Origin of the sequence: Demequina litorisediminis (genome assembly GCF_030161615.1) — a bacterium.
Taxonomy (GTDB): domain Bacteria; phylum Actinomycetota; class Actinomycetes; order Actinomycetales; family Demequinaceae; genus Demequina; species Demequina litorisediminis.
In genome coordinates this window covers 1828004-1851563 of record NZ_BSUN01000001.1, presented here as the reverse complement: position 1 = coordinate 1851563, position 23560 = coordinate 1828004, and the positions used below count along the sequence as shown (strand labels likewise).

19 protein-coding genes and 13 pseudogenes are annotated in these 23560 nt (G+C 68.8%); 11 read left to right on the top strand and 21 right to left on the bottom strand.

Annotation, left to right across the window (positions count from 1 at the left end; genetic code table 11):
• Positions 1 to 8 precede the first annotated feature (8 nt).
• Both QQK48_RS11445 and QQK48_RS11440 read left to right on the top strand, forming a co-directional pair.
• Positions 9 to 1292, top strand: a complete 1284-nt coding sequence (locus tag QQK48_RS11445) for a polysaccharide pyruvyl transferase family protein (RefSeq protein ID WP_284328528.1) — start codon at positions 9 to 11, stop codon at positions 1290 to 1292.
• Positions 1265 to 1462, top strand: a complete 198-nt coding sequence (locus QQK48_RS11440) for a hypothetical protein (RefSeq protein WP_284328527.1) — start codon at positions 1265 to 1267, stop codon at positions 1460 to 1462. Before QQK48_RS11445 ends, QQK48_RS11440 begins: the two co-directional genes overlap by 28 nt.
• 156 nt (positions 1463 to 1618) lie before the next feature.
• Here the strand turns inward: QQK48_RS11440 and QQK48_RS21855 are convergent.
• From QQK48_RS21855 to QQK48_RS21850, 10 genes and pseudogenes are all read right to left on the bottom strand, one after another.
• Positions 1619 to 1708 (bottom strand): annotated as a pseudogene (locus tag QQK48_RS21855) (hypothetical protein); the annotation flags it as partial.
• Between the two features lie 118 nt (positions 1709 to 1826).
• Positions 1827 to 2303, bottom strand: a pseudogene (locus QQK48_RS11435) (CDP-glycerol glycerophosphotransferase family protein); the annotation flags it as partial.
• 40 nt (positions 2304 to 2343) lie between these two features.
• Positions 2344 to 3507, bottom strand: a pseudogene (locus QQK48_RS11430) (glycosyltransferase); the annotation flags it as partial.
• On the bottom strand, positions 3422 to 3685 hold the full coding sequence (locus QQK48_RS11425) for a glycosyltransferase (RefSeq protein WP_284328524.1): 264 nt from the start codon (positions 3683 to 3685) through the stop codon (positions 3422 to 3424). The pseudogene QQK48_RS11430 and the gene QQK48_RS11425, both read right to left, overlap by 86 nt.
• A gap of 14 nt (positions 3686 to 3699) precedes the next feature.
• Complete coding sequence (locus tag QQK48_RS11420; protein ID WP_284329383.1) at positions 3700 to 4197, bottom strand: CDP-glycerol glycerophosphotransferase family protein; 498 nt, start codon at positions 4195 to 4197, stop codon at positions 3700 to 3702.
• A complete protein-coding gene (locus QQK48_RS11415; RefSeq protein WP_284328523.1) occupies positions 4145 to 4555 on the bottom strand; it encodes a hypothetical protein in 411 nt (136 codons plus the stop codon). Before QQK48_RS11415 ends, QQK48_RS11420 begins: the two co-directional genes overlap by 53 nt.
• Positions 4536 to 4892: a hypothetical protein gene (locus QQK48_RS11410; RefSeq protein ID WP_284328522.1), complete on the bottom strand. Its 357-nt coding sequence runs from the start codon at positions 4890 to 4892 to the stop codon at positions 4536 to 4538. The genes QQK48_RS11415 and QQK48_RS11410 overlap by 20 nt, the downstream gene beginning before the upstream one ends.
• Positions 4893 to 4956: 64 nt before the next feature.
• A complete protein-coding gene (locus QQK48_RS11405; protein ID WP_284328521.1) occupies positions 4957 to 5406 on the bottom strand; it encodes a hypothetical protein in 450 nt (149 codons plus the stop codon).
• Between the two features lie 11 nt (positions 5407 to 5417).
• Positions 5418 to 5783: a hypothetical protein gene (locus QQK48_RS11400; protein ID WP_284328520.1), complete on the bottom strand. Its 366-nt coding sequence runs from the start codon at positions 5781 to 5783 to the stop codon at positions 5418 to 5420.
• A gap of 214 nt (positions 5784 to 5997) precedes the next feature.
• Positions 5998 to 6243, bottom strand: a pseudogene (locus QQK48_RS21850) (glycosyltransferase); the annotation flags it as partial.
• A 259-nt stretch (positions 6244 to 6502) separates the two neighbouring features.
• Between QQK48_RS21850 and QQK48_RS11390 the strand changes: the two are divergent.
• From QQK48_RS11390 to QQK48_RS21835, 4 genes and pseudogenes are all read left to right on the top strand, one after another.
• Positions 6503 to 7294 carry a glycosyltransferase family 2 protein gene (locus tag QQK48_RS11390; RefSeq protein WP_284328518.1) on the top strand — a complete coding sequence of 264 codons (792 nt, stop codon included), beginning with the start codon at positions 6503 to 6505 and terminating at the stop codon, positions 7292 to 7294.
• A 75-nt stretch (positions 7295 to 7369) separates the two neighbouring features.
• A pseudogene (locus QQK48_RS21845) lies at positions 7370 to 8503 on the top strand (CDP-glycerol glycerophosphotransferase family protein); the annotation flags it as partial.
• Positions 8504 to 8705: 202 nt separating this feature from the next.
• Complete coding sequence (locus tag QQK48_RS21840) at positions 8706 to 9137, top strand: CDP-glycerol glycerophosphotransferase family protein (protein WP_431308422.1); 432 nt, start codon at positions 8706 to 8708, stop codon at positions 9135 to 9137.
• On the top strand, positions 9134 to 9985 hold the full coding sequence (locus QQK48_RS21835) for an acyltransferase (RefSeq protein WP_431308421.1): 852 nt from the start codon (positions 9134 to 9136) through the stop codon (positions 9983 to 9985). The genes QQK48_RS21840 and QQK48_RS21835 overlap by 4 nt, the downstream gene beginning before the upstream one ends.
• A gap of 37 nt (positions 9986 to 10022) precedes the next feature.
• Here QQK48_RS21835 and QQK48_RS11380 read toward each other — a convergent pair whose 3' ends face one another.
• Together QQK48_RS11380 and QQK48_RS11375 are read right to left on the bottom strand one after the other, a co-directional pair.
• Positions 10023 to 10196 carry a hypothetical protein gene (locus tag QQK48_RS11380; RefSeq protein ID WP_284328516.1) on the bottom strand — a complete coding sequence of 58 codons (174 nt, stop codon included), beginning with the start codon at positions 10194 to 10196 and terminating at the stop codon, positions 10023 to 10025.
• A complete protein-coding gene (locus QQK48_RS11375; RefSeq protein ID WP_284328515.1) occupies positions 10186 to 11064 on the bottom strand; it encodes a hypothetical protein in 879 nt (292 codons plus the stop codon). Before QQK48_RS11375 ends, QQK48_RS11380 begins: the two co-directional genes overlap by 11 nt.
• Before the next feature lie 240 nt (positions 11065 to 11304).
• Between QQK48_RS11375 and QQK48_RS11370 the strand changes: the two genes are divergently transcribed.
• Positions 11305 to 12222 (top strand): sulfotransferase family 2 domain-containing protein, encoded by a 918-nt coding sequence (locus tag QQK48_RS11370; RefSeq protein WP_284328514.1) that lies wholly within the window; start codon positions 11305 to 11307, stop codon positions 12220 to 12222.
• 140 nt (positions 12223 to 12362) lie between these two features.
• Here QQK48_RS11370 and QQK48_RS11365 read toward each other — a convergent pair.
• A pseudogene (locus tag QQK48_RS11365) lies at positions 12363 to 13398 on the bottom strand (malate dehydrogenase).
• 40 nt (positions 13399 to 13438) lie between these two features.
• Positions 13439 to 14659 (bottom strand): annotated as a pseudogene (locus QQK48_RS11360) (NADP-dependent isocitrate dehydrogenase).
• Positions 14660 to 14758: 99 nt separating this feature from the next.
• Here QQK48_RS11360 and QQK48_RS11355 point away from each other — a divergent pair.
• From QQK48_RS11355 to QQK48_RS21825, 3 genes and pseudogenes are all read left to right on the top strand, one after another.
• Positions 14759 to 15850 (top strand): acyltransferase family protein, encoded by a 1092-nt coding sequence (locus QQK48_RS11355; RefSeq protein WP_348523788.1) that lies wholly within the window; start codon positions 14759 to 14761, stop codon positions 15848 to 15850.
• A 226-nt stretch (positions 15851 to 16076) separates the two neighbouring features.
• Positions 16077 to 16361, top strand: a pseudogene (locus tag QQK48_RS21830) (aquaporin); the annotation flags it as partial.
• Between the two features lie 10 nt (positions 16362 to 16371).
• A pseudogene (locus QQK48_RS21825) lies at positions 16372 to 16617 on the top strand (aquaporin); the annotation flags it as partial.
• Positions 16618 to 16939: 322 nt separating this feature from the next.
• On the opposite strand, the gene QQK48_RS11345 reads toward QQK48_RS21825, so the two are convergent.
• The 4 genes and pseudogenes from QQK48_RS11345 to purN form a co-directional block, all read right to left on the bottom strand.
• Positions 16940 to 17266 (bottom strand): DUF3017 domain-containing protein, encoded by a 327-nt coding sequence (locus QQK48_RS11345; RefSeq protein WP_284328512.1) that lies wholly within the window; start codon positions 17264 to 17266, stop codon positions 16940 to 16942.
• 5 nt (positions 17267 to 17271) lie between these two features.
• A pseudogene (purH, locus tag QQK48_RS11340) lies at positions 17272 to 18359 on the bottom strand (bifunctional phosphoribosylaminoimidazolecarboxamide formyltransferase/IMP cyclohydrolase); the annotation flags it as partial.
• A complete protein-coding gene (locus tag QQK48_RS11335) occupies positions 18251 to 18832 on the bottom strand; it encodes a hypothetical protein (RefSeq protein WP_284328511.1) in 582 nt (193 codons plus the stop codon). The gene QQK48_RS11335 and the pseudogene purH, both read right to left, overlap by 109 nt.
• A 24-nt stretch (positions 18833 to 18856) precedes the next feature.
• On the bottom strand, positions 18857 to 19480 hold the full coding sequence (gene purN, locus QQK48_RS11330; RefSeq protein ID WP_284328510.1) for a phosphoribosylglycinamide formyltransferase: 624 nt from the start codon (positions 19478 to 19480) through the stop codon (positions 18857 to 18859).
• A gap of 49 nt (positions 19481 to 19529) precedes the next feature.
• On the opposite strand from purN, the gene QQK48_RS11325 reads away from it, so the two are divergent.
• On the top strand, positions 19530 to 19958 hold the full coding sequence (locus tag QQK48_RS11325; RefSeq protein ID WP_284328509.1) for a hypothetical protein: 429 nt from the start codon (positions 19530 to 19532) through the stop codon (positions 19956 to 19958).
• 177 nt (positions 19959 to 20135) lie between these two features.
• Here the strand turns inward: QQK48_RS11325 and QQK48_RS21820 are convergent.
• The 3 pseudogenes from QQK48_RS21820 to sucC all read right to left on the bottom strand — a co-directional run.
• Positions 20136 to 21077 (bottom strand): annotated as a pseudogene (locus tag QQK48_RS21820) (cell division protein PerM); the annotation flags it as partial.
• A gap of 274 nt (positions 21078 to 21351) precedes the next feature.
• A pseudogene (sucD, locus tag QQK48_RS11315) lies at positions 21352 to 22231 on the bottom strand (succinate--CoA ligase subunit alpha).
• Positions 22232 to 22242: 11 nt separating this feature from the next.
• A pseudogene (gene sucC, locus QQK48_RS11310) lies at positions 22243 to 23412 on the bottom strand (ADP-forming succinate--CoA ligase subunit beta).
• Positions 23413 to 23560: the final 148 nt, after the last annotated feature.

Below are 23560 nucleotides of genomic sequence, written 5' to 3'. Positions count from 1 at the left end.
AAGCAGTCTTGATCGGCGACATCTCGTGGCCCGACCTCTACCACCTCGGCGACGAGGCGATGACGGAGGCGGCCATTGACATGCTGCGCGCGCGCGGCTTCGACGACATCACGCTCGTCGCGGGCAACCCCGGGGTGGCGGAGGAGTTCTACGGCCTTCCGGCGGTGCGGCGCGTGCGCTTCCGCGGCGACTGGAGCAGGGGCCGCAACGAGTGGCGCCTCGCCGACGTCGCGCGCGTGCTCGCCGAGCAAGACTGGGACGACCACCCCATCTATCCCGCCATCCGCGACGCGGATGCGGTCATCATCGCCGGCGGCGGCAACATGAACTCGCGCGACTATCACCTGCTGTTCGAGCGCGTAGCCGCCAAGCGCATCGCCGAGCACTTCGGCGTGCCGCTGTACATCACGTCGCAGACGGTGGGGCCGATGCTCGACGAGCCCGATCGCGCGCTCATCGTCGAGCTCCTGACGTACGCCCGCGCCTTCGGCGCTCGCGAGCAGACCACGTACGCGCTGCTCAAGGACCTCGCTCCCGACCCCACGACCGTGTTCCAGACCCTCGACGACGCCGTGCTCCTGACGGCAGACGATGCCGCTCGTGAGGCGGCCCGCGAGCTCTCGGCGGGCGCACCGTACGTGGTCGCCTCGTTCACCTGGCACGCAGGCGCAGCGTGGCCAACCGTCGAGGAGTATCACGCCGCCATGGCGACCGTCTGCGCCGACATCGCGGAGCGCCTCGACCTCGACGTGCTCCTCGCACCCCATGCCGGGTCGTTCCACGCCGACAACGCCAACCGCGACCACTCAGCAACGATGCCATCGTCGCGCTGGCGGCGCACCCGCGAGTACGCGCCACCCGCATGGTCACCGCCCGTGAGGACGTCGCACTCATCGAGGGTGCCGCAGCATCGCTCTCGACCCGCTATCACCCCACGGTGTTCGCGGCGCCCGCCCTCACGCCCGCCGTCGCCATCGCACCGTCGTACTACTCGTCCATTCGCATGGGCGGCTCCCTTGGCAACGTGGGGCTGGGCGGGTTTGTGGTCCCCGCCGCCTCGCTCGACCTCCTGCTCGACGCCGTGCGCGAAGCCACGGAGCGCTCCAACGGTCTCACCGCCCACCTCGCGACCGCAGGCCCCGCGGCCGTCGCCTTCCAGTCGGCGTGGTGGGATGCTCTCGCCGCGTCCATCACCGCGGGCACGCCCGTGGAGTTCACCGCGACGCTCGAGGTCGCTCCGTACACCCCCACGGGAACGTGGTCGGTGCGCAATGAGGACCGCAAGCCACTGACCGACCGGTTCGTCCAGGCCCAGGAGGACCTCACCGCGGCCACCGAGGAACTGGCGCTACCCGTGAGGCCCTTGCCGCGGCGCGCGAACAGGGGTCCTCCACCGCGGCGCAGGCTCAAGCGCTACAAGAACCGCAAGGCCGTCCGGCTGCTCGACAAACTGGGACGCTGACCGCCGCCGTCGCTGCGGTCAGGCGGAGCGCTCCATGCTCCACGATCGCAGCGGCGGCACTGCGCGAGGCTCACGCGCCGGCAACTCGACGCCGTCGATGATCCTCGCCACCACGTCGCTCGCGGCGTGGCCGGTCTCGAAGTCAGTGAAGATCTCCGCGAAGCGCTCCAGGCGCGCCTGGTTCTCCGCCGAGGCATAGGCGCCCGAGCCGATGAGGTCGCCCAGTTCCGCCGTGGTCCAGACCACCGCGCCGGGAGCGTCCTCCGTGATGTCGAAGTACGTGCCTCGCACCTGTGAATACAGGCTCCCAGTCGTACGGGAAGATCACCATCGGCCTGCGAAGGTTGGCGTAGTCGAACATCACCGATGAGTAGTCGGTGATCAGCACGTCGGCGGCGAGGTACAGGTCCTCGACCGACGGGTGATCGGAGACGTCCACAATCTGGCCCTGACCCGGGATCGACGCCTGTCGCCCGTGGAAGTAGTGGCCACGCACCAGGAACACGTCGTCGGGCGCGAGATACTCCTGGAGCGCCCGCAGGTCGAGACCCGCTGCTGCCCCCATGCCGCCGTCGCGGAACGTGGGCGCGTAGAGAAACACCCTTGCCTCGGGCGAGATGCCCAGCACCTCGCGTGCGGCCTGCGTCTGCGCGGCGCCCGCGCTGACGAGCACGTCGTTACGGGGGTAGCCCACCTCGAGCATCTCGCAGCGCACGGGGTAACTGTGCTTCCACACCTCCGCCGAGTACGAGTTGGAGGCCACCGCGAAGTCCCACTGCGCACAGCGACGCAGAAGCGAGTCCTTCCACTGCGGGGTCTTGCCCCGTTCCTCGACTCCCATGTACTTCAGCGGCGTGCCGTGGAAGAGCCTGGGCGAGCACCTGGCCGTCACGCTTACGCCACCACTCGGGCGGGTTGGCATCCACGAACGCAAACTTCGCGGTCGCCCACGCGCGGTAGTACTTGTGGGTGCCCTTGACGGCGTAGTCGACTCCCTCGGGCACCCCAGGGACTTCACTGGCCTTGACCAGCCACATGATGCGCTTGCCGGGGTGTGCCCGCTCCACCTCGGCGGCCACCGCGAGGCAGTTCAACCGGGGGGACAGGCCCCACAGGGCCTCGAAGATCACGAGGTCCTTATCCACCGACGTGGTGCGGCGCAGGACGTCGTAGGCCCGTCGGTGGTGATAACCCACCCTCGCGAGGCGCTTGGCGATGTCCATGGCTCGCGCGGGCTTCGTGCGTCCCGCTCGGTATGCCTCACGCGCGGCGAGATCGGCCCGGAACACCGGGTACGCGCTCGTCCAGATGGTGCGCATCGCCTTGGCCTTGTCGCCCGTGCTCGGCGGCGTCCATCCGGCGGGAGCGTGCGCACGCACAGCGGCGCGGACGTCCCGGTAGAACCCCTCGCGAGCCTCGGCGGGGATGCGCTGCTGCTGGGTGGTGAGCAGGGTGGCGAGGTTACGGAACGCGCAGGTGAAGATCTGCGCGCGCGCCTCGCCGTGCACCTCGAGCCGGTCCAGCGTCGCCATCAGGCGCTCGAACTGGTCGAGGATCTCGAGGTGCCGAGCGTCCGTGGAGCGCAGGATCGACCCCGAGCCGCGCTGACGGTACATGTAAAGGGGCTGGTCTACCCCCACGATGGACTGTGCCTGGGCCAGCGCCGGGTACGTCCACGGGATGTCTTCGTAGTAGCCCACGGGGAACTCAAGCCCCGTCGCGGTCAGGAACTCGCGGCGATACGCCTTGTTCCATGCGACGTTCAGCACCTCGTAGACCTCGGGAACCTCCGCCGCGGTGTACGGGCCCTCCACCTGGAGCGGCGCACGCTTGACGCCCTCGTCGGCACGCCCGTTGGGGTGGAGCCGCGCGTACCCAAAGATCACGATGTCTGGCCGCGTGGCATCGGCCGCCTCGCGGACCACGTCGAGCGCACCAGGCACCAGGTAGTCGTCGCCGTCAAGGAACAGCACGTACTCGCCGGTGGCGTGGCTGAGCCCGAGGTTCCTGGCGCGGCCGAGGCCGCCGTTGGTCTCGGGCCGCACCACCGTCACGGAGTCGTGCGCCGCGGCGAGCCTCGTCGGCGATGACCGAGGTCGAATCGGTCGAGCGGTCATCGACGATGAGCACCTGAGTGTGGTCCGAGGCGACCGAGGCCACCGCTTGGCGCAGGTATGCCGACACGTTGTATGCCGGGATCACCACCGTCAACGGGATAGTCACTCGTGAACCCACTCTCATTTGTCGTTGGTCGATGTGCGGCGGCCAGCCCGTCCCACGATGCCGGCCTCGATCGCTTCCACGACCTTCGCACAGGACGTGCCGTCACAGGCGGCAAAGGCCGCACGGGCACGCTCCTCGTACAGATCGGGCCTGGAAAAGCCCGTGGCCGCCAGGGCCGCGATCTCAGCGAGCGCGCCGTCGAGGTCGGTCGCCACGGGACCGAAACCATCGGCCTCGTAGTCGAAGTAGCCCTTGCGGTAGACGTGCCCGCCCGCATAGAAGTTGTCCCGGTCGAACTGATAGTACAGAACGGCCCGCCCCGCGATCGCTGCCTCGAAGGCGTTGGACGAGTAGTCGGTGATCACCATGCCCGCCTCGGCGACCAGTTCCTGGAAGTCGTCACGCGCGTACGAGGCCAGCCGGACATGCGCGGGAAAAGCCTTCTCGTCGAGGTAGGCCTCAAGGTTCGGGTGGGGTAGCACCACGATCTCGGCACCCGCGTCCCGAGCGATCGTCGCGAGGCTTTCCGACGCGAGCAGGGCATTCCACCGGGTGAAGTACTCGCTCGACCAGAACGCCTCGGACAGGCTCTCGCAGATTCCCGCCGTCGACGTTCTTGCCCATCAGTTCGCGCCGCCACGTGGGCATCACCAGGATGGTGGGCTGGCGTTCGCCGGGCGCCTTCGCGAGGCGGACCAACCGGTCGTGGCGCGGCTGGCCGGTGAGCGCGGTCTCGCGGCTCGTCGCCTTGTAGGACGTGCCGTCTCCCACGATCGAGGCGTGTTCCGCAGGCGTGGTGGTGATGCACAGCGCAATGTCCTTGCTGTTGAGCCACCGCGACAGGTCGTCCTTAGTGACCCCGTGCTGCAAAAAGGTCAGGCGCCACCGACCGAAACGCTTCCATCGCTTCGGCAGCGGCGACACGATGTAGTGATCGATCTGCGACGAGATTAAGTCGGTGACGCTCAGCAGCGCCAGGCTGGTGGCGCCACGAGCCGTAATCCAGCAGACGGAAGCCCTCGCGCTTGAGCCGCGCATAGTCGGGCGAGCGCCGCGACAGCGCAAACCACGCGTTGATGTCAGGGCGCTCTGCGGCGAGGTAGCGGTACAGGTGTTCGGCGTTGTCGTGAGCCTGAACATCCCTGTCGCACAGCACCCACGCGTCGCGGTACCGCGCGCCGACCGGGCTACGACGCGCCACACGCACCGCCCACGTCTCCGCACGCGCCACCGCCGCGGCCCGCGCGTTCGCGGCACGCCGCGCGGCGCGGTCACGCAGCGTGGCCTTCGCGCTCGCCTTCGCGGCCGATGCCCCCGCCGGCTTCCGGCGCGGCTTCCACGTGTACCACCGAGCCTTGGTGATCGCGCTCGGCGCCGTCCAGGGTGACGGCGAGGTCGCGGCCCTCGGGAAGCCACACGATGCGTTCCGTGTACGACACGGTGTCGAAGTGCACCAGCGCGCGGTCCTTCGCGTGCACGGGCTCCACCTCGCGGCCTGCGACCGTGAACCGCTCGGACGGCCGCGCGCCCGCGAACTCATACCGCACGCGCACCAGGCCGCGGGCGGGGTCGCGAGGACCCACGAGCACCGGCTCCCTCGGCACGGTGCCGGTCTTGCGGGCCATCAACGACACCCGGATCCAGCGCTGCATGCCTGACGCGTCGAACTCCTCGATTGCCTCGACGCTGACGTACTCAAGGATGGCAGCGAGGTTCTCCACGAATGTGCGCTTCACCTCGGGCTCAGCGCCGCGGTGCCCGACTGCGTCTTCTCGTCGTTGCGCAGATAGAACTGCACCTCGTACAGCGCGAGGTACTCGAGCCACCGTGGCGCCGCTCCCCTGGCGGCAGCCGCATCGACCAACAGGGCAAGAACGCCACGGCGCAGCACCGCGTCGTACTTGACGGGATTGGCCCAACTCCCTTGAACGAGCGAGGACTGGTCTGCGCGCCTGCGGTAGTGATACCGGGCAGCGGGCAGCGTCGCGACCACGGGCTGCGGCGCGGCGAGGAAGACCCGGGCGAGGAACTCCGCGTCCTCGAAGTTGGGCCGGATGTCGGGGTTGAACGAGGCGCCCGCGGCACGGATCGCGTCCATGCGCAGAAAACAGGTGGCGGCGGAGAGCCTGGATGAGCCGCGGGTCGTCGTCGAGGCTCACGGTGCGGACGCCGTGCGAGAACTTTCCGCGCAGGGGGTGGGAGTCGCTGAGCGCCCCGGTCGCGTCGTCGAGGAAGACGATGTTGGTCTCGACGGCGACGACGGCATCGGCCCGTGGGGACGTGAGCAGGGCAATCGCGGCGTCCAGGTAGCCGTCTGCGAGGACATCGTCCGGGTCGGGGAAACTCACCCACGGCGTCTCCACCAGCGCCAGGCCGGTGTTGCGAGCCTCGGCCGCCCCGGCGTTGACCTGCGTCACCAGGCGGCCGGCGCCTGGGTGGACATCGAGCCAGGCGGTGAGGGCGTCGCTGGTGCCATCTGTCGAGCCGTCGTCGACAAAAACGAGGCTCCACCTGCGCGAGCGCGTCTCCTTGGCTCTCGAGCGACACCAGGAAGTCAGGCAGGTAGCGAGCGACGTTGTAACAGGGCACCACGAAGGTGATCAGGCGCTCGCGTGTCACAAGTGGTCTCCTCGCTCTCCCCGTCGGCACCGCCGTCATGTGGTCGCGGTGTCATGAAGAGGGCGGCCCCCGCTGTTCACGGCCAAGGCTAGCCCACGGCGACTGGAACGCTCCCGACGCCAGGCCCACAATGCGCTGCGTGACACACGTCTCCGCTAAAATCCCCCGAGATACTGCCCCCCATCGAAGGCGCTACGCGTGGTCAACACTGACGATCAGAGCCCCACCGGCACTCCCAGGAAGCGCTTTGCGCTCGTTATCGCGGCCTACAACGTCCGTCGCTACCTGGACGACTTCACCCGGTCGCTCGAGCGTCAGAAGGTCGACCCGTCCACGTTCGAGGTCATCTTCGTCGATGATGGCTCGACTGACGACACCCGCGCGTGGCTCGACGCGTGGGCCGAGCGCACGCCGCTTCACGCCACCGTGCTGAGCCAGCCCAACGCCGGGCAGGGCGCCGCGCGCAACACCGGCATGCGCGCCGCCACGGCCGAGTGGATCACCTTCCCCGACCCCGACGACTGGGTGGGCGACACGTATCTCAAGCGCGTGGCCAAACAACTCGATGAGACGCCTTCGGTGTCGATGATCGCCACCAACCGTGTGATGTTCCACGAGGCCGAGAACGAGATCGCCTACAACCACCCGCTCGCGAAGTTCTTCTACCGCGATCACGTAGTCCGCCTGGAGCGCAGGCCCGACTACTTCCACGGCGGGTCCAACTCCGCCTTCATGCCGCTGGACCTGTTGCGCGAACACGGCCTCGAGTTCGATACGCGCATCCGCGCCAACTTCGAGGACGGACTGTTCAACGCGAGCCTATCTGCTGCACTGCGAGGACCCGTCGATCGCCTTCCTCAAGTCCGCCGAGTACTTCTACCGCAAGCGCGCGGACAACTCGTCGACGCTGCAGTCCACGAACTCGAGCGAGCACCGCTTCACCACCACCGCGGAGCACGGCTTCCTCGGTGCGCTGCGCCTGAGCGCTGAGCCTGGGCAACAAGACTCCTCCGGTCTGGCTGCAGAACGTCATCCTTTACGAACTGTCCTGGTACTTCCAGCAGGATGTGTCGTTCAACTCGGGAACCTCGGTGCCGCCCGAGACCCTCGCCATCTTCCGCGCTCACCTCAAGGACATCGCGGCGCACCTCGAGCCCTCGGCGATCGACGCCTTCTCCATCCGCCGGTTCGACGGCCCGTGGCGTGCGGCCCTCAAGCACGGCCTGCGTGACGAGCAGTGGGTCTCCTCCGAGGTCGTGCTCGACCGCTACGACGACAAGCGCAAGCCTGGTGCGTTTGGCCTACCGCTTTGTGGGCGCCGAGCCTCAGTTTGTCTTCCAGTCGTCGGGCGAGGTCGTGGAGCCCCTCCACACCAAGGTGCGCTCGCACGACATCTTTGGCGCCCCCATGGTCTACGAACGCCTGGTCTGGTTGTCGGCGCGCCACAACGTCTCGGCCTGGCTCGACGGCCACCGCTATCCGTTGGGCGCCGACTGGCCCCGCAGCACCCGCACCGAGTACGCGCCGCGCGACGTGGAGCGCAAGTTCGGATTCCCCAAGGCACCCATCGGCGCCAAGCCCCGGCGCATGCGCATGCCTCTCCTGGATAGCGCGACCATCGCCATTGGCCGCAGCCGTGTGGCCAAGCACTTCCTGCGCCGCGCGTGGGTGTTCATGGACCGGCCGGCCGATGCCGAGGACAGCGCCGAGGTCATGTACCGCCACGTGCGTGCGCACCACCCCGGCATCAACTCGTGGTTCGTCATCAACGGCTCGGCGCCCGCGTGGAAGCGCCTGCGTCGCGGCAACCGCAAGGTGGTGCGCTACGGAAGCCGCCTGTGGCTGATGCTGCTGATGAATACCGAGTTCCTCATCTCCTCGCACGCCGACGACTCCGTGATGAAGCCGCTGCGCTACCGCGAGGTGGTGGGCCGTCAGCCGTGGCGGTTCGTCTTCTTGCAGCACGGCGTCATCAAGGATGACCTGTCGCGCTACGTGAACCCCAAGGAGATCGACCTCTTCATCACGAGCACCCTGCCGGAGCACGAGTCCATCGTGGGCGACGGGAACAACTACGTGTACTCGTCGCGCGAGGTGGTGCTTGCGGGCCTGCCGCGCTTCGATGCGCTCCGTCGGCTCGACGACGCCGCCCAGGGTTCGAGCGGGAAGTACATCACCCTCGCACCCACCTGGCGCCACTGGCTTGAGGGCACCGTGAAGCACGGCATCACGCCGGCGTCTCTCGCGGCGTTCGAGGCCTCGGACTACGCCCAGCACTGGCTGGCGCTGCTGCGCTCCGACGAGCCTGCGCTCCGTCGCGGAGCGTGCCGGCCTTTCGCTCGCCCTCCTGCCCCACCCGAACCTCCGTCAGGCTCTCGAGGCGCTCGGAGTCCCCGCGCACGTGACGCTGCTGGACTTCGAGGACGGCAAGGCGCAGGCAAACTTCGTCGATTCAGCCGCCCTCATCACCGACTACTCGTCGATGGCGTTCAACGCGGCGTTTCTGCGCCGCCCGGTGGTCTACTTCCAGTTCGACGCCGAGCGCTTCATGAACGGCGGACACACCTCGCGACCCGGCTACTTCTCCTACGAGAGCGATGGCTTCGGCCCCGTGGTGGACGAGGTCGACGAGGTGATCGCTTCGGTCAAGGCCGCGCTCGAAGAGGGAGACGAGGCCACGGCGGAGTACGCCGCCAGGGCCGATGCAACCTTCGCCTTCCGCGACGCGGGGGCCTCCGAGCGCGTCACGCAGGCGATCCTCGCGATGCGTCAGGCGGTGCCCTCTCCCCTCGCGGAGTTCAATCCGCAGGCAGATTCCGCGGAGCAGGGATGACGGTCATCACGGTGCTGGAGTCGTTCGAGGACGCCGACGGCAACGTGGTTGAGTACCGCGGCACCAAGCCGCAGGGGAAGATCAGGGTCGCATTCTCCGGCTCGGGCAACCGGCTCGTCGTTCACCCTGGCGCCAGCCTGGAGGGCCTTGACGTGTCCTTCGACTGCAACAACGGCACCATGCGCATCGGCAACAACCCTCGCGGCCGCAAGATCACCGTCACGGCCCGCATCGGCGAGGACTCCACCATCGACCTTGGCGACGACCTCAGCACCACGGGCCGGCTGGCGATGTCCGTTGCCGAGGGCGGCACGATTCGCCTCGCCGCGGGCGTGATGGTGGCCGCGGAATGCCAGATCCGCGCGGACGACGCGCACCCGATTTTCAGCATCCGCACCGGCAAGCGCGTCAACCCCGTCAAGGACATCGAGATCGGGGAGCATGTCTGGCTTGGCATGCGCTCCGTGGTGCTGGGCGGCGCACGCATCGAGCGCGGTTCCGTGATCGGTCTCGGGTCTGTGGTGACCGGTCACGTGCCGAACAACTGCGTCGCCGTCGGCGCGCCCGCACGCGTGGTGCGCCGCGACATCGCGTGGGAGCGCACCCACCTCACGCTGAAGCCCCCGTACTACAAGCCCGATGCGGCCTCCCTCGGCGACCTATCGCCCTACTGGGACCTCACCGAGGCTCCGGAGGCCCCCGCACGTCCGAGGGCCTGCGCGAGCGCCTGCGGCGCTTCTTCACCCGGCGCTGACGCGCCGGGTGCCCGTGGTCACTTCCCCGCGGGGCGCGACACCAGTCGCCGCACGCGTGACGACGCCGCACGACGCACGCGGGAGGCCGAGTAACGCAGCAGCTCCCCGGTGCGGTACTCCTCGATGGCCTTCACGGACGTTGCCGCGGGCTTCTTGGCTGCTGCCACGGGCTTCGGCTGGGGGAGGACTTAACGGCAGGTGCGGGCGAGCCCTTGGGCTTGCGCTTCTCGTCGAACGACCAGTGCCCTCGCGTCGCCACCCCGATCGCACCGGCAACCATCTCGACGGCGAGGTCAATCGGCACCTCGGTGAAGGGTCCCGGCTGTTCCACCGGCGCAGGGATGTCCGCCAACGAGCCTCAGGGAGCCCGCGATCACGTGATCGGAGGCCTCCAACCTCGCCATGGAGTGGGCCGCCACCACGGCCGCCTGGTCGAGCGCCCACGGAGGCAAGACGGTCTTCGCCTCACCGGGTGCCGGGGTCCTGCTCTGCAGCAGGCGCAGCGTGGTGCCTCCCCGAATCATTCGGGAGAACTCGTCCCATGACACGTGCGGCCGCACGGTGGCGATCACCTGGCGTAGGAGTTCGGCCTCGACGGCGGTGAGACTGCGGTTGGACTGGCGAGGCTTCTGGGACGCGAGCGACCCTGCAGGCAGGTCGAGCAACTGCTCAAACGTGGTCGGCAGGAGCAGCCGGTCCTTCTCGTCAATGACCAGCGCGATGACGCGCTCGGGCGCCACCTGCTGGGACCACGTCGCGGCAAGTTCCGCCGGGTCTGCCTGTGTCCAGAACTTGTTGACCGGGCCACCCACCTCGCGACGGTAGGTGCGCTCCAGCCACTCGTCAAGCGCTCCCGCATAGCCCATGCGCATGCCCTGCTGCCACGTGGAGAGCCCAATGGCGACGGGGTTGCGGGTGCCGAAGATGACGAAGACGCGGTCCTCGCCCAGGTCGCGCAGGAGGCGCAGCCGCGACGCCTCATCGGCCTGGGCGAAGTACTCACTGGAGATCACCACGCGCCCCGGGTGGGCGCGCACAGCCTCCACCACGGCGAGCCAGTGGGACTCGTCCGCCTTGGCGTCCGCATCGCCCGACCATCCGTCGGTGAAGCCTCGCAGCGCCTTCGCCTCGCTGTGGTGGTGCCACTGACCGCGCCCGCCGGGGTAGAGCACACCGTGCTCTTTCAGGAGCCTTGCGCGACTGGCCAAGGATCATCTGGATCGCCGTCGTACCGGTCTTGTGAGGACCGATGTGGACGAGGACGGCGTTGGCGGGCAGCGCGGCGACGGGGTTCGACACGTCAGGACCTCAAGGTTCTGTGGGGGACGGTATTGGTGACACAGTCAAGCAGACGGCGCGCTGCACCGTCGACACGCGCACGAGTGCCCGCACGAACTCCGTAGAATCACAGCATGACTGAGACGACCGACGACGCCCTGCTCGAGGGACTCCGCAAGGTACCCGGCGGGGTCTGGCGCACCTACATCGCGCCCGACGTCAAGGTGATCTACGAAGCCATCAACAAGAACGCCTGCACCAGCCTGAAGTGGATGATGGCCGACCTCGCAGGCGAGGACCTCTCCACGTTCCGCGCGGGCGCGCAGCCCTTCATTGACGACACGGAGGCGGTCCACCACCGCGATCTGTGGGTGCAGTCGCCCAAGCTCGATCGCTTGTCGGCCGAGGAGCGCGCCACGATCTCCCCTGAGGACGGCTGGTTCATCTTCGCCGTCATTCGTGACCCCCGCCTGCGCCTTTTCTCGGCGTGGCAGAACCGCATCCTCCTGGAGATCCCCAACAGCCAGCGGTGGCGTGACGAGCCGTGGTTCCCCCGCCATCCCATGACCCGCGATACGGTCATCGAGGACTTCGCCACGTTCGTGTTCCACATGGAGAACGACCCGGAGATGTGGCTGCGCGCCAAGGACCCGCACTTCCGGGACCAGGTCGAGATGCTCGCGGAAGACGTCGTCCCCTACTCGCGCATTTACGAGTTGTCGGAGATGGCTGACCTCAAGCAGGACCTCCACGCCCACCTCGAGGCCCGCGGTCAGAACCAGGATCTCTACATGCCGCGTGCCAACCCCACTCCCCTGCCGGTGACGGCAGAGGTGTTCGGCAACGGTGTGAAAGAGGCGATCGAACGCATCTATGCGGCGGACTTCGAACGCTTTGGACACCTGTGGGACTTCTCGAAGGTCAAGATGCGTGACCCGTGGACGCCCGCGCAGGCGGCGGCGGGTGAGCACGAGTCCGAGCCTGGGTCGCCGCATCGCGGACCTCCACAAGATGGCGCTGTTCCACCGCAAGCGCGGGAACACGCTGCGTGATCGCGTCGCGGAGCCTCGAGGCGCAGGTGGTGAGCCTTGGCGGCGAGGTGACCGCAGTCTAGCGCGGCACCCGCCCACCCAGACAACGCAAGGGGCGCCCGGCCAATGGCCGGGCGCCCCTTGCGTTGCGGGTGAGCGACCTAGAGGAGACCCAACTCCTTGACGGCGTCGCGCTCCTCGACCAACTCGGCCACCGAGGCGTCGATCTTGTCGCGACCCACGGGGTCGATCGACAGGCCCTGGACGATCTCCCAAGCACCACCGCGCGAGACGGCGGGGAACGACGAGACCAGGCCCTCGGGAACGCCGTAGGAGCCGTCGGAGGGCAGCGCCACCGAGGTCCAGTCGCCCTCGGCGGTGCCGTGCACCCAGTCGCGCACGTGGTCGATCGCGGCGTTGGCCGCAGAGGCTGCGGACGATGCGCCGCGCGCCTCGATGATGGCGGCGCCACGCTTGGCGACGGTGGGCACGAACGTGTCGGCCACCCAGGCGTCGTCACCGATGACCTCGGTCGCCGAACGGCCGGCGATCTCGGCGTGGGCGATGTCCGGGTACTGCTTCGCTGAGTGGTTGCCCCAGATGGCGACGCGCTTGACGTCCGCGACGGTGGTGCCCGTCTTGGCGGCCAGGCTGCGCGAGCGCGCGGTTGTGGTCGAGGCGCATCATGGCGTTGAAGCGCTCCGCGGGGACGTCCGGCGCGTGGGCCGATGCGATGAGGGCGTTGGTGTTGGCGGGGTTACCCACCACGAGAACGCGCACGTCATCGGCCGCGCCCGCGTTGATCGCCTCGCCCTGCGGACCGAAGATGCCGCCGTTGGCGGCGAGGAGGTCGCCGCGCTCCATGCCCGCGCCACGCGGACGGGCGCCCACGAGGAGGCCCACGTTGACGCCGTCGAACGCCGCCTTGGCATCGTCGTAGATGTCGACGCCCGCGAGCAGCGGGAAGGCGCAGTCGTCGAGCTCCATGGCGGTGCCCTCGGCGGCCTTGAGGCCCTGGGGGATCTCCAGCAGGTTCGGCTTGACCGGCGTGTCGGCGCCGAGCATCTGCCCTGAGGCGATGCGGAAGAGAAGCGCGTAGCCGATCTGGCCAGCGGCGCCGGTGACGGTGACGGTCACGGGAGTGGTGCTCACGTCTGTGTGGCTCCTTGTCTGGGTGGGGACTTGAGGGGACTGCATGAAAGAGGGCCCGCAGGCGGTCTGCCTGCGGGCCCTGCGATCACGCCAGGCGGGCCGAGAGGTTCTCGTCCAGCGTGGCGAGGAAGGCCTCGGTGGTCTGCCACTCCTGGTCGGGGCCGACGAGGAGGGCGAGGTCCTTGGTCATCTTGCCGGACTCCACCGACTTGATGACCACGTCCTCGAGGGTCTCGGCGAAGCCGGTGACCTCGGGGGTGCCGTCGAGCCTTGCCGCGGTGCTTGAGGCCGCCGGTCCACGCGAAGATCGACGCGATCGGGTTGGTGGAGGTGGGCTTGCCCTGCTGGTGCTGACGGTAGTGACGGGTCACGGTGCCGTGCGCTGCCTCGGCTTCGACAGTCTGGCCGTCGGGCGTCATCAGGACGGACGTCATGAGGCCGAGCGAGCCGAAGCCCTGCGCGACGGTGTCGGACTGGACGTCGCCGTCGTAGTTCTTGCACGCCCAGACGTAGCCACCCTCCCACTTCATCGCGGAGGCGACCATGTCGTCGATCAGGCGGTGCTCGTAGATGAGGCCCTTGGCCTCGAACTCGGCCTTGAACTCCGTGTCGAAGATGTGCTGGAAGATGTCCTTGAAGGCACCGTCGTAGGCCTTGAGGATGGTGTTCTTGGTCGACATGTACACGGGGTAGTCGCGCAGCAGACCGTACGAGAACGAGGCGCGAGCGAAGTCCTCGATGGACTTGTTGAAGTTGTACATGCCCATCGCGACGCCGCCGTCGGGGCCGTAGTTCGCGACCACGTGCTCGATGGGGGCCGAGCCGTCCTCGGGCGTGAAGGTCACGGTGAGCCTGGCCGGCGCCGGGCACCTTGAAGTTGGTGGCCTTGTACTGGTCGCCGTGCGCGTGACGGCCGATGATGATCGGCTTGGTCCAGCCGGGGACCAGACGCGGGATGTTCGAGATGATGATGGGCTCGCGGAACACGACGCCGCCGAGGATGTTGCGGATGGTGCCGTTGGGCGACACCCACATCTTCTTGAGACCGAACTCCTCCACGCGCGCCTCGTCGGGCGTGATGGTCGCGCACTTCACGCCGACGTTGTGCTTCTTGATCGCGTTCGCGGCGTCGATGGTGATCTGGTCATCGGTCGCGTCGCGTGACTCGATGCCGAGGTCGTAGTACTCGAGGTCCACGTCCAGGTAGGGGTGGATCAGGCGGTCCTTGATGAACTGCCAGATGATCCTCGTCATCTCGTCGCCGTCGAGGCTCGACGACCTTGCCTTCGACCTTGATCTTCGCCATTGAGGTGCCTCACACAGGTGGGTTTCGGGGAGCAGATTCCGCACCCAGGCTAGTCCATGCGACCGGGCCGACCGTGCGCGCGTAGCATGCCCGCTATGCCTGCCACGCGGAATTCGAGGATCGAAGGCTCTGCGGATTGTCGCGATGATCGCGATCGTCGCGCACCACTACACGGTCCACGGCGGCGTGCAGGACCACACGGCGTCCGCGGGCACCGCGATCGTGCTGTCGAGCATCGGCGCGTTCGGCAAGTGGGGTGTCGACGTCTTTGTCCTTGTCAGCGCCTTCTTCATGGATCGCACCCCGCGCCGCGGCAAGTCGTTGTCGTCCGTGTACTCCCAGGTGCTGCCGGTCTCGTGGCTCATCCTGCTCACGGCGGCCATCGTGGGCATTCACCTCTCGCCGCGCGACATCCAGAAGGGGCTCTTCCCCGTGGTGTTTGGCGAGTACTGGTTCGTCACGTCCTTCGTGGTGCTCGTCCTCATCGCCCCCTACCTCTCGATGGTCGCGGACGCGCTCACTGGGCGTCAGCATCGGCGCCTCCTCCTGGCGGGAATCGCCCTGTGGAGCGTGCTGACCCTGACCGATGGCGTGCGCCTCGAGATCTCCAACCTCGCCTGGTTCGCGCTGCTGTACCTCATGGCCGCCTACGTGCGCAGGTACCCGCTGCCGGGGGACGCCCGCCTGTGGGGCACCGTGACCATCGCCTCGGCGGTCCTGCTGGCCACGCTGCCCCCGCTACTCGCCTCGGCGCTCATCGCGCGCGGAAGTGCTCCGGCGACGGTGGGGTGGGCCATGGACGTCTACGCCTCCGCCGAATCCCCGCTGGCCGTGGCCTCGGCGCTCGCCATCGTGGTGTGGGCCACTAAGGCGCGACCATGGGCATCGGGCGTGGTGAACTACTGGGCGGCGGCCGCGTTTGGCGTCTACCTGATCCACGACAACCCCCTGGTGCGGCGTTTTGTGTGGGATCGGTTCGTCGACACCTCGGCGGCCGCGGGCCAATGGTGGCTGCCCCTTCACGCGGTCGCGTGGACCCTCGCGATCTACGTCGCATGCTCCCTGGTGATCTTCGCCCTCCAACCCACCGTCTTCAGGGCGACGCACGCCGTCACCGAACGCGCCCGCGTGCGTATCGAGGCGAGGCTCGCGCGCCCCGACGCTGCCGAGGGCGCCCCCGCGCAATCCTGAGGATTAGCGCAGAATCCGGCCCGGCTGGAGAGCGATACCAGCGGGGACGTGCCACGATGCCACTGTGCGCGTCCCGCGCTACCCAGACGAAAGGTGCAGGAGATGTCGGAGAGCCGACCGGAGGATGTGACCCCCGAGGCTCGACACGACCGAAGAGGTTGTCGAGGAGCAGTTCGAGGTCGAGGAGTGGATTGAGGACACGAGCGGTCCCGGCCTGGTGGCGAGGATGCTCGCCGAGGGCGCTGGCACGTTCATCCTGGTCCTCATGGGTGTGGGCGCCGCGCTGTTCTCGTCCGTGATGGGATGGGGGCTCCTCGCGGTGGCCTTCGGCTTCGCGCTGGGTGTCATCATCGCCGCGCTGATTTTCGGCGGTGTCTCCGGAGCCCACCTCAACCCCGCTGTGACCATCGGCGCCTGGCTGGGCGGCCGCTTCCCCGGCCGCGACGTTGCGCCCTACATCGTGTCCCAGGTGATCGGTGCGGTGCTGGCCTCCGGCCTGTTCGCGTTCCTGGTCTCGACCAATGAGCCTGTACGACCAGGCTCGGTACCACCAAGGAGTTCATCGGCACGGCCTCGAACGGCTACGGCGAGCACTCCCCACCCAGTTCGACTGGTTGGCCGGGGGCATCGTCGAGATCATCATCGCGGCCCTGCTGGTGTCCGTGGTCCTCGCTGTGACGTCCGTGCGCAACAAGGCTGCGGCGTCCTCGGCCCCCTTCGCGATCGGCCTCACGGTCGGCTTCCTGGTGATGGTCGCCATCCCCTTCACCAACGGCGCCCTGAACCCCGCTCGCGCCACCGGTACCGCTGTGTGGTCGGACTCGTGGGCGATCGAGCAGGCTGTGGCTGTTCTGGGTCGCGCCGATCATCGGTGCGGCGATCGCGGGCCTCCTGTTCCGTGCCTTCGGGCCGGAGGAGGACCTCATCTCCGTCGAGCGCATCGAGGAGACCGTCGAGGTCATCGAGGACTAACCCTCGCCTGCACCGCAGAAGGCCCCCAGCCATGTGGCTGGGGGCCTTCCGCGTGTGACCCGGCGTTCGCCTCGGTCCGAGATCAGGGCTCGGGTTCCAGGCGGCCGATGCCGGTCTTTAGTCGAGCGGCACGGCGAGCCCGAGCACCGTCAGGGCCACGCCGAAGCCCACCATCAGCGTCACGTCGATGGCGCGCCGACGCACCGAGAACGACCGACCGGCGGGCAGCGCCATCCGCACCGCCGCGCCGCCATAGGCGACGCCCGCGAGCATCAGCGTGCCCGTTTGGGCGTCGACCAGCGAGCCGACCAGCACGCACACCGCCACGGCGCCGAGGGCCACCAGCGCCGTCACCAGACTCGACTGGGTGGTGTTGTCCCGCGCCGGCAACTCCTCGGCGGGAGCCGAAGGCTCCACCGTGTCCTCGTGGGGGTCGGCCATCATGCGTCCTAGTGGAAGAAGTGCCTGGTACCGGTGTGGTACAGGGTGATTCCTGCCGCAGCGGCGGCCTCGATGACCTCGGCGTCGCGCACGGATCCACCGGGCGAGACCACGGCCTTCACGCCGGCGTCGATGAGGACCTGGAGGCCATCCGCGAACGGGAAGAAGGCGTCCGATGCGGCGACCGCACCGCGTGCCCGCTCCTCGCCTGCACGCGTCACCGCGAGTCCGCACGAGTCGACGCGATTGACCTGTCCCATGCCGACACCGACGGCGGCGCCGTCCTTGGCCAGCAGGATGGCGTTCGACTTCACGGCGCGGCAGGCACGCCAAGCGAAGTCGAGGTCGGCAAGCGTCGCCTCGTCGGCGCCCTCGCCTGCGACAAGTTCCCAGGTGTCGACCGGGTCGCCGGGGGCGTCGATCGCGTCCGCGGCCTGCACCAGCAGTCCACCCGTGATGCGGCGCCACTCGGCCACCTGCGCGCGCGGCTCCACCACGAGCAGGCGAATGTTCTTCTTGGCCATGAGCACCTCGGCGGCACCGTCCTCAAAGCCGGGCGCCACAACCACCTCGGTGAAGATGTCCTTGATCTGCTCGGCGGCAGCAACGGAGATGGGCCGGTTGGCAGCGATCACACCGCCGAACGCGGAGATCGGGTCGGTCGCGTGGGCCTTGGCGTGAGCCTCCGCGATGGTGTCCGCTACCGCGATGCCGCACGGGTTAGCGTGCTTGATCACGGCCACGGCAGGCGCGTCGAAGTCGAAGGCGGCGCGCAGCGCGGCATCGGCGTCGACGTAGTTGTTGAAGGCTCATCTCCTTGCCGTGGAGCCTGGCGTGCCTGGGCGAGTCCGCCGGCAACAGCGGGGTCCGTGTACACGGCGGCCGCCTGGTGGGGGTTCTCGCCGTAGCGCAGCGTGGCCGAGCGGTCGAACGACGCGGCGACCCACTGCGGGAGCGTGGCACCCTCTTCGGGCGCCACCACGGAGGTCATCCAGGAGGCGACCGCGATGTCGTAGTCCGCGGTGTGGCGGAAAGCCGCGGCGGCAAGCGCCTGACGCTCGGCCAGGGTGAAGCCACCGTCGGCGACGGCCGCAAGGACCTCGGCGTAGCGCGCGGGGTCCACCACGACCGCGACGGACGGGTGGTTCTTCGCGGCGGCGCGCACCATGGACGGCCCACCGATGTCGATCTGCTCGATGACGTCATCCTGCGCGGCGCCGGAGGCCACGGTCTGCGTGAACGGGTAGAGGTTGACGACCACGAGGTCGAAGGGCGCGACCCCGAGCCTCGTCGAGCCTGTGCTCGGTGCGACTCGAGGCGACGGTCGGCCAGGATGCCTGCGTGCACGCGAGGGTGCAACGTCTTGACCCTGCCGTCGAGGCACTCGGGGAAGCCGGTCAGTTCCTCGACACGCGTGACCGCCACGCCCGCATCGGCGATGCGGGAGGCCGTGGACCCCGTGGAGACAATCTCGACGCCCGCTGCCGCAAGTCCGCGCGCGAGGTCCTCGATTCCCGTCTTGTCGTATACCGAGATCAGTGCCCGTGCCACTGCCTGCCGCTCAGCCATGCTGCGCCCTCCGTTGTGCTTGGTTCACGCGCCGATGCGCGCACGTCTTCCGTCGACGGTCCACCCCTCGCGCGCCATCCGGCCCACCGTCTCGGTGACCAGGGCACGCTCCGCAATCTTGATGCGTTCGTGAAGGGAGGACTCGGTGTCATCATCCCAGACCTCGACGGTGGCCTGGGCGAGAATCGGACCCGTATCGACGCCGGCGTCCACGAGCATCACGGTGCATCCCGTGACCCTGACTCCGTGCGCCAACGCGTCCCGGACTCCGTGCGCGCCCGGGAACGAGGGCAGCAGCGCGGGATGTGTGTTGACGAGCCTGCCGCCCCAGCGGTCCAGGGTGGGAGCGCCGATGATGCGCATGAAGCCAAGGCACAGCACGAGGTCGGGCTCGTGCGCGGCGATCGCGTCCGCCAGCGCCAGGTCCCACGCGGCCCTGTCCGCGAAGTCGCGCGGCGAGACCACGGCACTCGGAATCCCGGCATCGGCCGCGATGTCGAGCGCGCCCACGCCGGCCTTGTCGGTGATGACGGCCACGATGGCGGCGCCGTAGGCGGCATCGGCCGTCGCGTCGAGCACGGCGCTCATGGTCGATCCGGCGCCAGAGGCGAGGACCACGAGCCGGGCGGGGGCGTGCCGGTTTGTCACGGGGCGAGCCTATCGGCATGCTGGGGTCACCTTCGATCCCAGGAGCACCGTGCCCGACACCGAGACCCCCACCCCGCAGTTGTCCCCTGCCGTGCGCCGTTACTCGGTGCCGTTCATGGTGCTGCTCGGCCTGACGTTGCTGCTGTACCTGTTCTCGATCCCGCTGGCCTACGGCATGCTCCTGACGGGCCCCGCCGCCGCGATCGTGGGTCTGCGCGCCCTGTGGGTGACGCGCAAGGACAAGGCGCTCGCCTACTTCCGCCTGTCGATGACGTTCGGGATCATCGTGGCGGGCTTCATGACCGTCACCGGACTCAGCCTCGTGGTGTTCAACGGGATCGTGACAGACCTCTCCGACTGCATGGACCGTGCGGTGACTCGCTCCGCCGTCGACCAGTGCGAGGCCGACTACCAGGACGCGCTGAACGACGTGGTCGAGGACATCTACGAGCGCTTCGGCGTCACGACCGGGTCGTAACGCCCTCGGGCTCCACGGACGTCGACGCGTCCGATGAGGGGCGTTCGCGCGCCCCGGGGGCTCAGTGGCGCCCGACCGACGCCGAACCACCACATCCTTGAGGGCGATCGCGCCCGTACCGAGCAGCAGCCCCGCGAGCACGAGGCCAGCGAGCGCGGTCACCGCAGGCACCAGGTCCACTCCGACGGCGGAGGCGAGGCGGCCAGGGCCCATCGCGCCGGACGCCATGGCGAAGGCCGCGATGCCGCCACCCGTCACCACGGCCAGCGCCAGCGCATCGGCCTTCGCCTCGTCCCAGCCCAGGGCCCCGCGCCTGCGAGTCGCCACGCGCACCAGGACGCCGATGACCACGAGGCTCCACGGCGCCCACACCAGCCAGCCGCCCGCGTGGGCGGGGAGCGCTCCGAGCAGGGGAATCTCGGGAAGCGCCGCCTGCGCGAGTTCGCCGGGCGCGTACGCGGAGCCCACCCCCACGGAGAATCCCTGACCCGTCAGCCAGGCCAGCATCCACACGATGAACGTGGGCGCATACGCCAGTTCGCCGATGGCGAGCACGATGCCGCCCACGCCGTCGACCCCAAGGCCGGTCGCCGCATCGGCCACCGAGGCGCGGCCCACGACCACGAACACCAGGGCCACCACGGAGGCGAGCGCGAATGCCACGGCAAGGGCAGCGGTGCCGCGCCTGACGCCACGAAGGCTCCAGGCGGGCAGTTGGGTCATCCAGGAGAACTCGGCCCCATGGGCGCGCCAGATTCCGGCGGCTGCGGCCGGACCGGCGATCAGCGCGGCGACGGTGCAGGCGCGCACGATCAGGCTGCCACCGTCCGGCTGCCCGCCAAGGGCAATGGCACCGATGATGCCCACGATGGCCACATAGGCGACGACCGCGAGCGACCAACTGGTCCAGGTGCGGGTCGCGAACCGACGGGCGAGTCCCACCATGGCCGCCGCGCTGAGCAGCGTGAGCCCGAGGGGCAGCAGCGTGATGGTGCCGATGCTCGTCACGGCAGGCACGCCGTGAGCCATCAGGAACACCGTGGTGGCCACGGTGAAGGCCGAGCCCCACGGGGTCCCGTCACCCGTCGCGGGGCCGGGGTCTGCGGCGATGACCGCCATGGCGAGGATGCTGACCGCGAGGTACGGGCCGAGCGCGGCCTGGAGGCCCGCAAGCACTCCGCCCACCCAGCCGGGGTAGCCCGAGAACCAGTGCTTGAGCCAGGCCCAGGCGGACCTCAGCGGGGCGGTGGACGGGCGACGCATGGTTCCTATGGTCACCCGCGCGCGAACCGAATCCGGGCATCGGCGCGCGCATGCCAGCGCCCCAGGAGTCACGGAGTGCCCGGAATCGTGGGATTCCGCGCACCCAGTGACTCCCAGGGCGCCTGGGAGCCTACTTCGTGAGGATGGCCCGCATGAGCTCGGCGGTCTCGGTGGGCGTCTTGCCCACCTTCACGCCCGCGGCCTCGAGGGCCTCCTTCTTGGCCTGCGCGGTACCCGCGGAGCCGGAGACGATGGCGCCGGCGTGGCCCATCGTCTTGCCCTCGGGAGCCTCGAAGCCCGCGACGTAGCCCACGACGGGCTTCGTGACGTGCTCCTTGATGTAGGCCGCGGCACGCTCCTCGGCGTCGCCGCCGATCTCACCGATCATGACGATCGCATCCGTGTCGGGGTCGTTCTCGAACGCCTCGAGGCAGTCGATGTGCGTGGTGCCGATGACGGGGTCGCCGCCGATGCCCACCGCGGTCGAGAAGCCGATGTCGCGCAGGCTCGAACATCATCTGGTAGGTCAGCGTGCCCGACTTCGACACGAGGCCGATGCGGCCGGGACCGGTGATGTTCGCGGGGGTGATACCCACGTTCGACTCGCCCGGCGTGATGAGGCCGGGGCAGTTGGGGCCGATGAGACGGACGCCCTTGGACTGCGCGTACGCGAAGAACTCAGCGGTGTCCGCGACGGGCACGCCCTCGGTGATGATGACCGCGAGGCCAATGCCAGCGTCCACGGCCTCGATGACCGCCGCCTTGGTGAAGGCCGGGGGCACGAACAGCACGGTGACGTCGGCACCGGTGGCCTCCATCGCATCGGCCACGGAGCCGAACACGGGGATCTCGGTGCCGTCGAAGTCGACGGACGTCCCCGCCTTGCGGGGGTTCACGCCACCGACGATGTTCGTGCCGGAGGCGAGCATGCGGGCGGTGTGCTTCGAGCCCTCGGAGCCCGTCATGCCCTGGACGATGACCTTGGAGTCCTTGTTGATGAAGATCGACATGTGAGGCTCCCTTACGCGTTGGCCGGCTCGGCGGCCTTGGCCGCGGCGCCGTCCATGGTGTCGACGATGGTCACGAGCGGGTGGTTCGCGGCGGCGAGGATCTCGCGGCCCTCGTCGACGGAGTTGCCATCGAGGCGCACCACGAGGGGCTTGGTGGCCGCGTCGCCGAGCGTCTCGAGGGCGCCCACGATGCCGTTGGCAACCTCGATGCAGGCTGGTAATGCCGCCGAACACGTTGACGAACACGCTCTTCACCTGCGGGTCATTCAGGATGACGTCGAGGCCGTTGGCCATCACGGCCGCCGAGGCGCCGCCGCCGATGTCGAGGAAGTTGGCGGGCTTCACGCCGCCATGCGCCTCGCCTGCGTAGGCGACCACGTCGAGGGTCGACATCACGAGACCTGCGCCGTTGCCGATGATGCCCACGGAGCCGTCGCCTTCACGTAGTTGAGGTCGAGCGTCTTGGCCTTCGCCTCGAGCGGGTCCGCGGCGGCCTTGTCCTCGAGCGCCTCGTGGTCCTCGTGACGGAAGCCGGCGTTCTCGTCAAGGGTGACCTTGCCGTCCAACGCGATGATCGAGCCGTCCTCGGTGCGCACCAGAGGGTTGACCTCGACGAGCGTCGCGTCCTCGTTGGCGTACACGCCCCACGCCTTCTGGATGACCTCGGCCACGGGGGCCTTCAGGTCCTCGGGGAAGTTCGCGGCGTCGACGATCTCGGCGGCCTTGGCGGCGTCGATGCCCACGAGCGGGTCCACCGCCACGCGCGCGAGCGCCTCGGGGCGCTCAACGGCGAGCCTGTTCGATCTCCATGCCGCCCTCGACGGAGCACATCGCAAGGTAGCGACGCTGCGCGCGGTCGAGCAGGACCGAGAAGTAGAACTCCTCCGCGATGGCCGCGCCTGCCGCGATCATCACGCGATGCACGGTGTGGCCCTTGATGTCCATGCCGAGGATCTGCTGGGCGGCCGCTTCGGCCTCCTCGGGCGAGCGGGCGAGCCTTCACGCCGCCAGCCTTGCCACGTCCTCCGGTCTTCACCTGGGCCTTGACGACGACCACGCCGCCACCCAGGCTTTTCGGCGGCGGCCTTGGCCTCCGCGGGGGTCTCGGCGACGATGCCGGGCAGCACGGGGACTCCGTGCTTCTCGAACATGTCACGAGCCTGGTACTCGTACAGGTCCATGTGCGTCCTTGCTGTCGTGAAAGCCACGCGGGTCTCGCGCGCCAGTACGTGGGGGTCACGATACCGGCTTCGTGTTGCGCCGAGGTGACACTCCCCTTCTGGGTCGAATGGATCCATGTGACTCGGTTAAGGGCACCAATGAGACAAA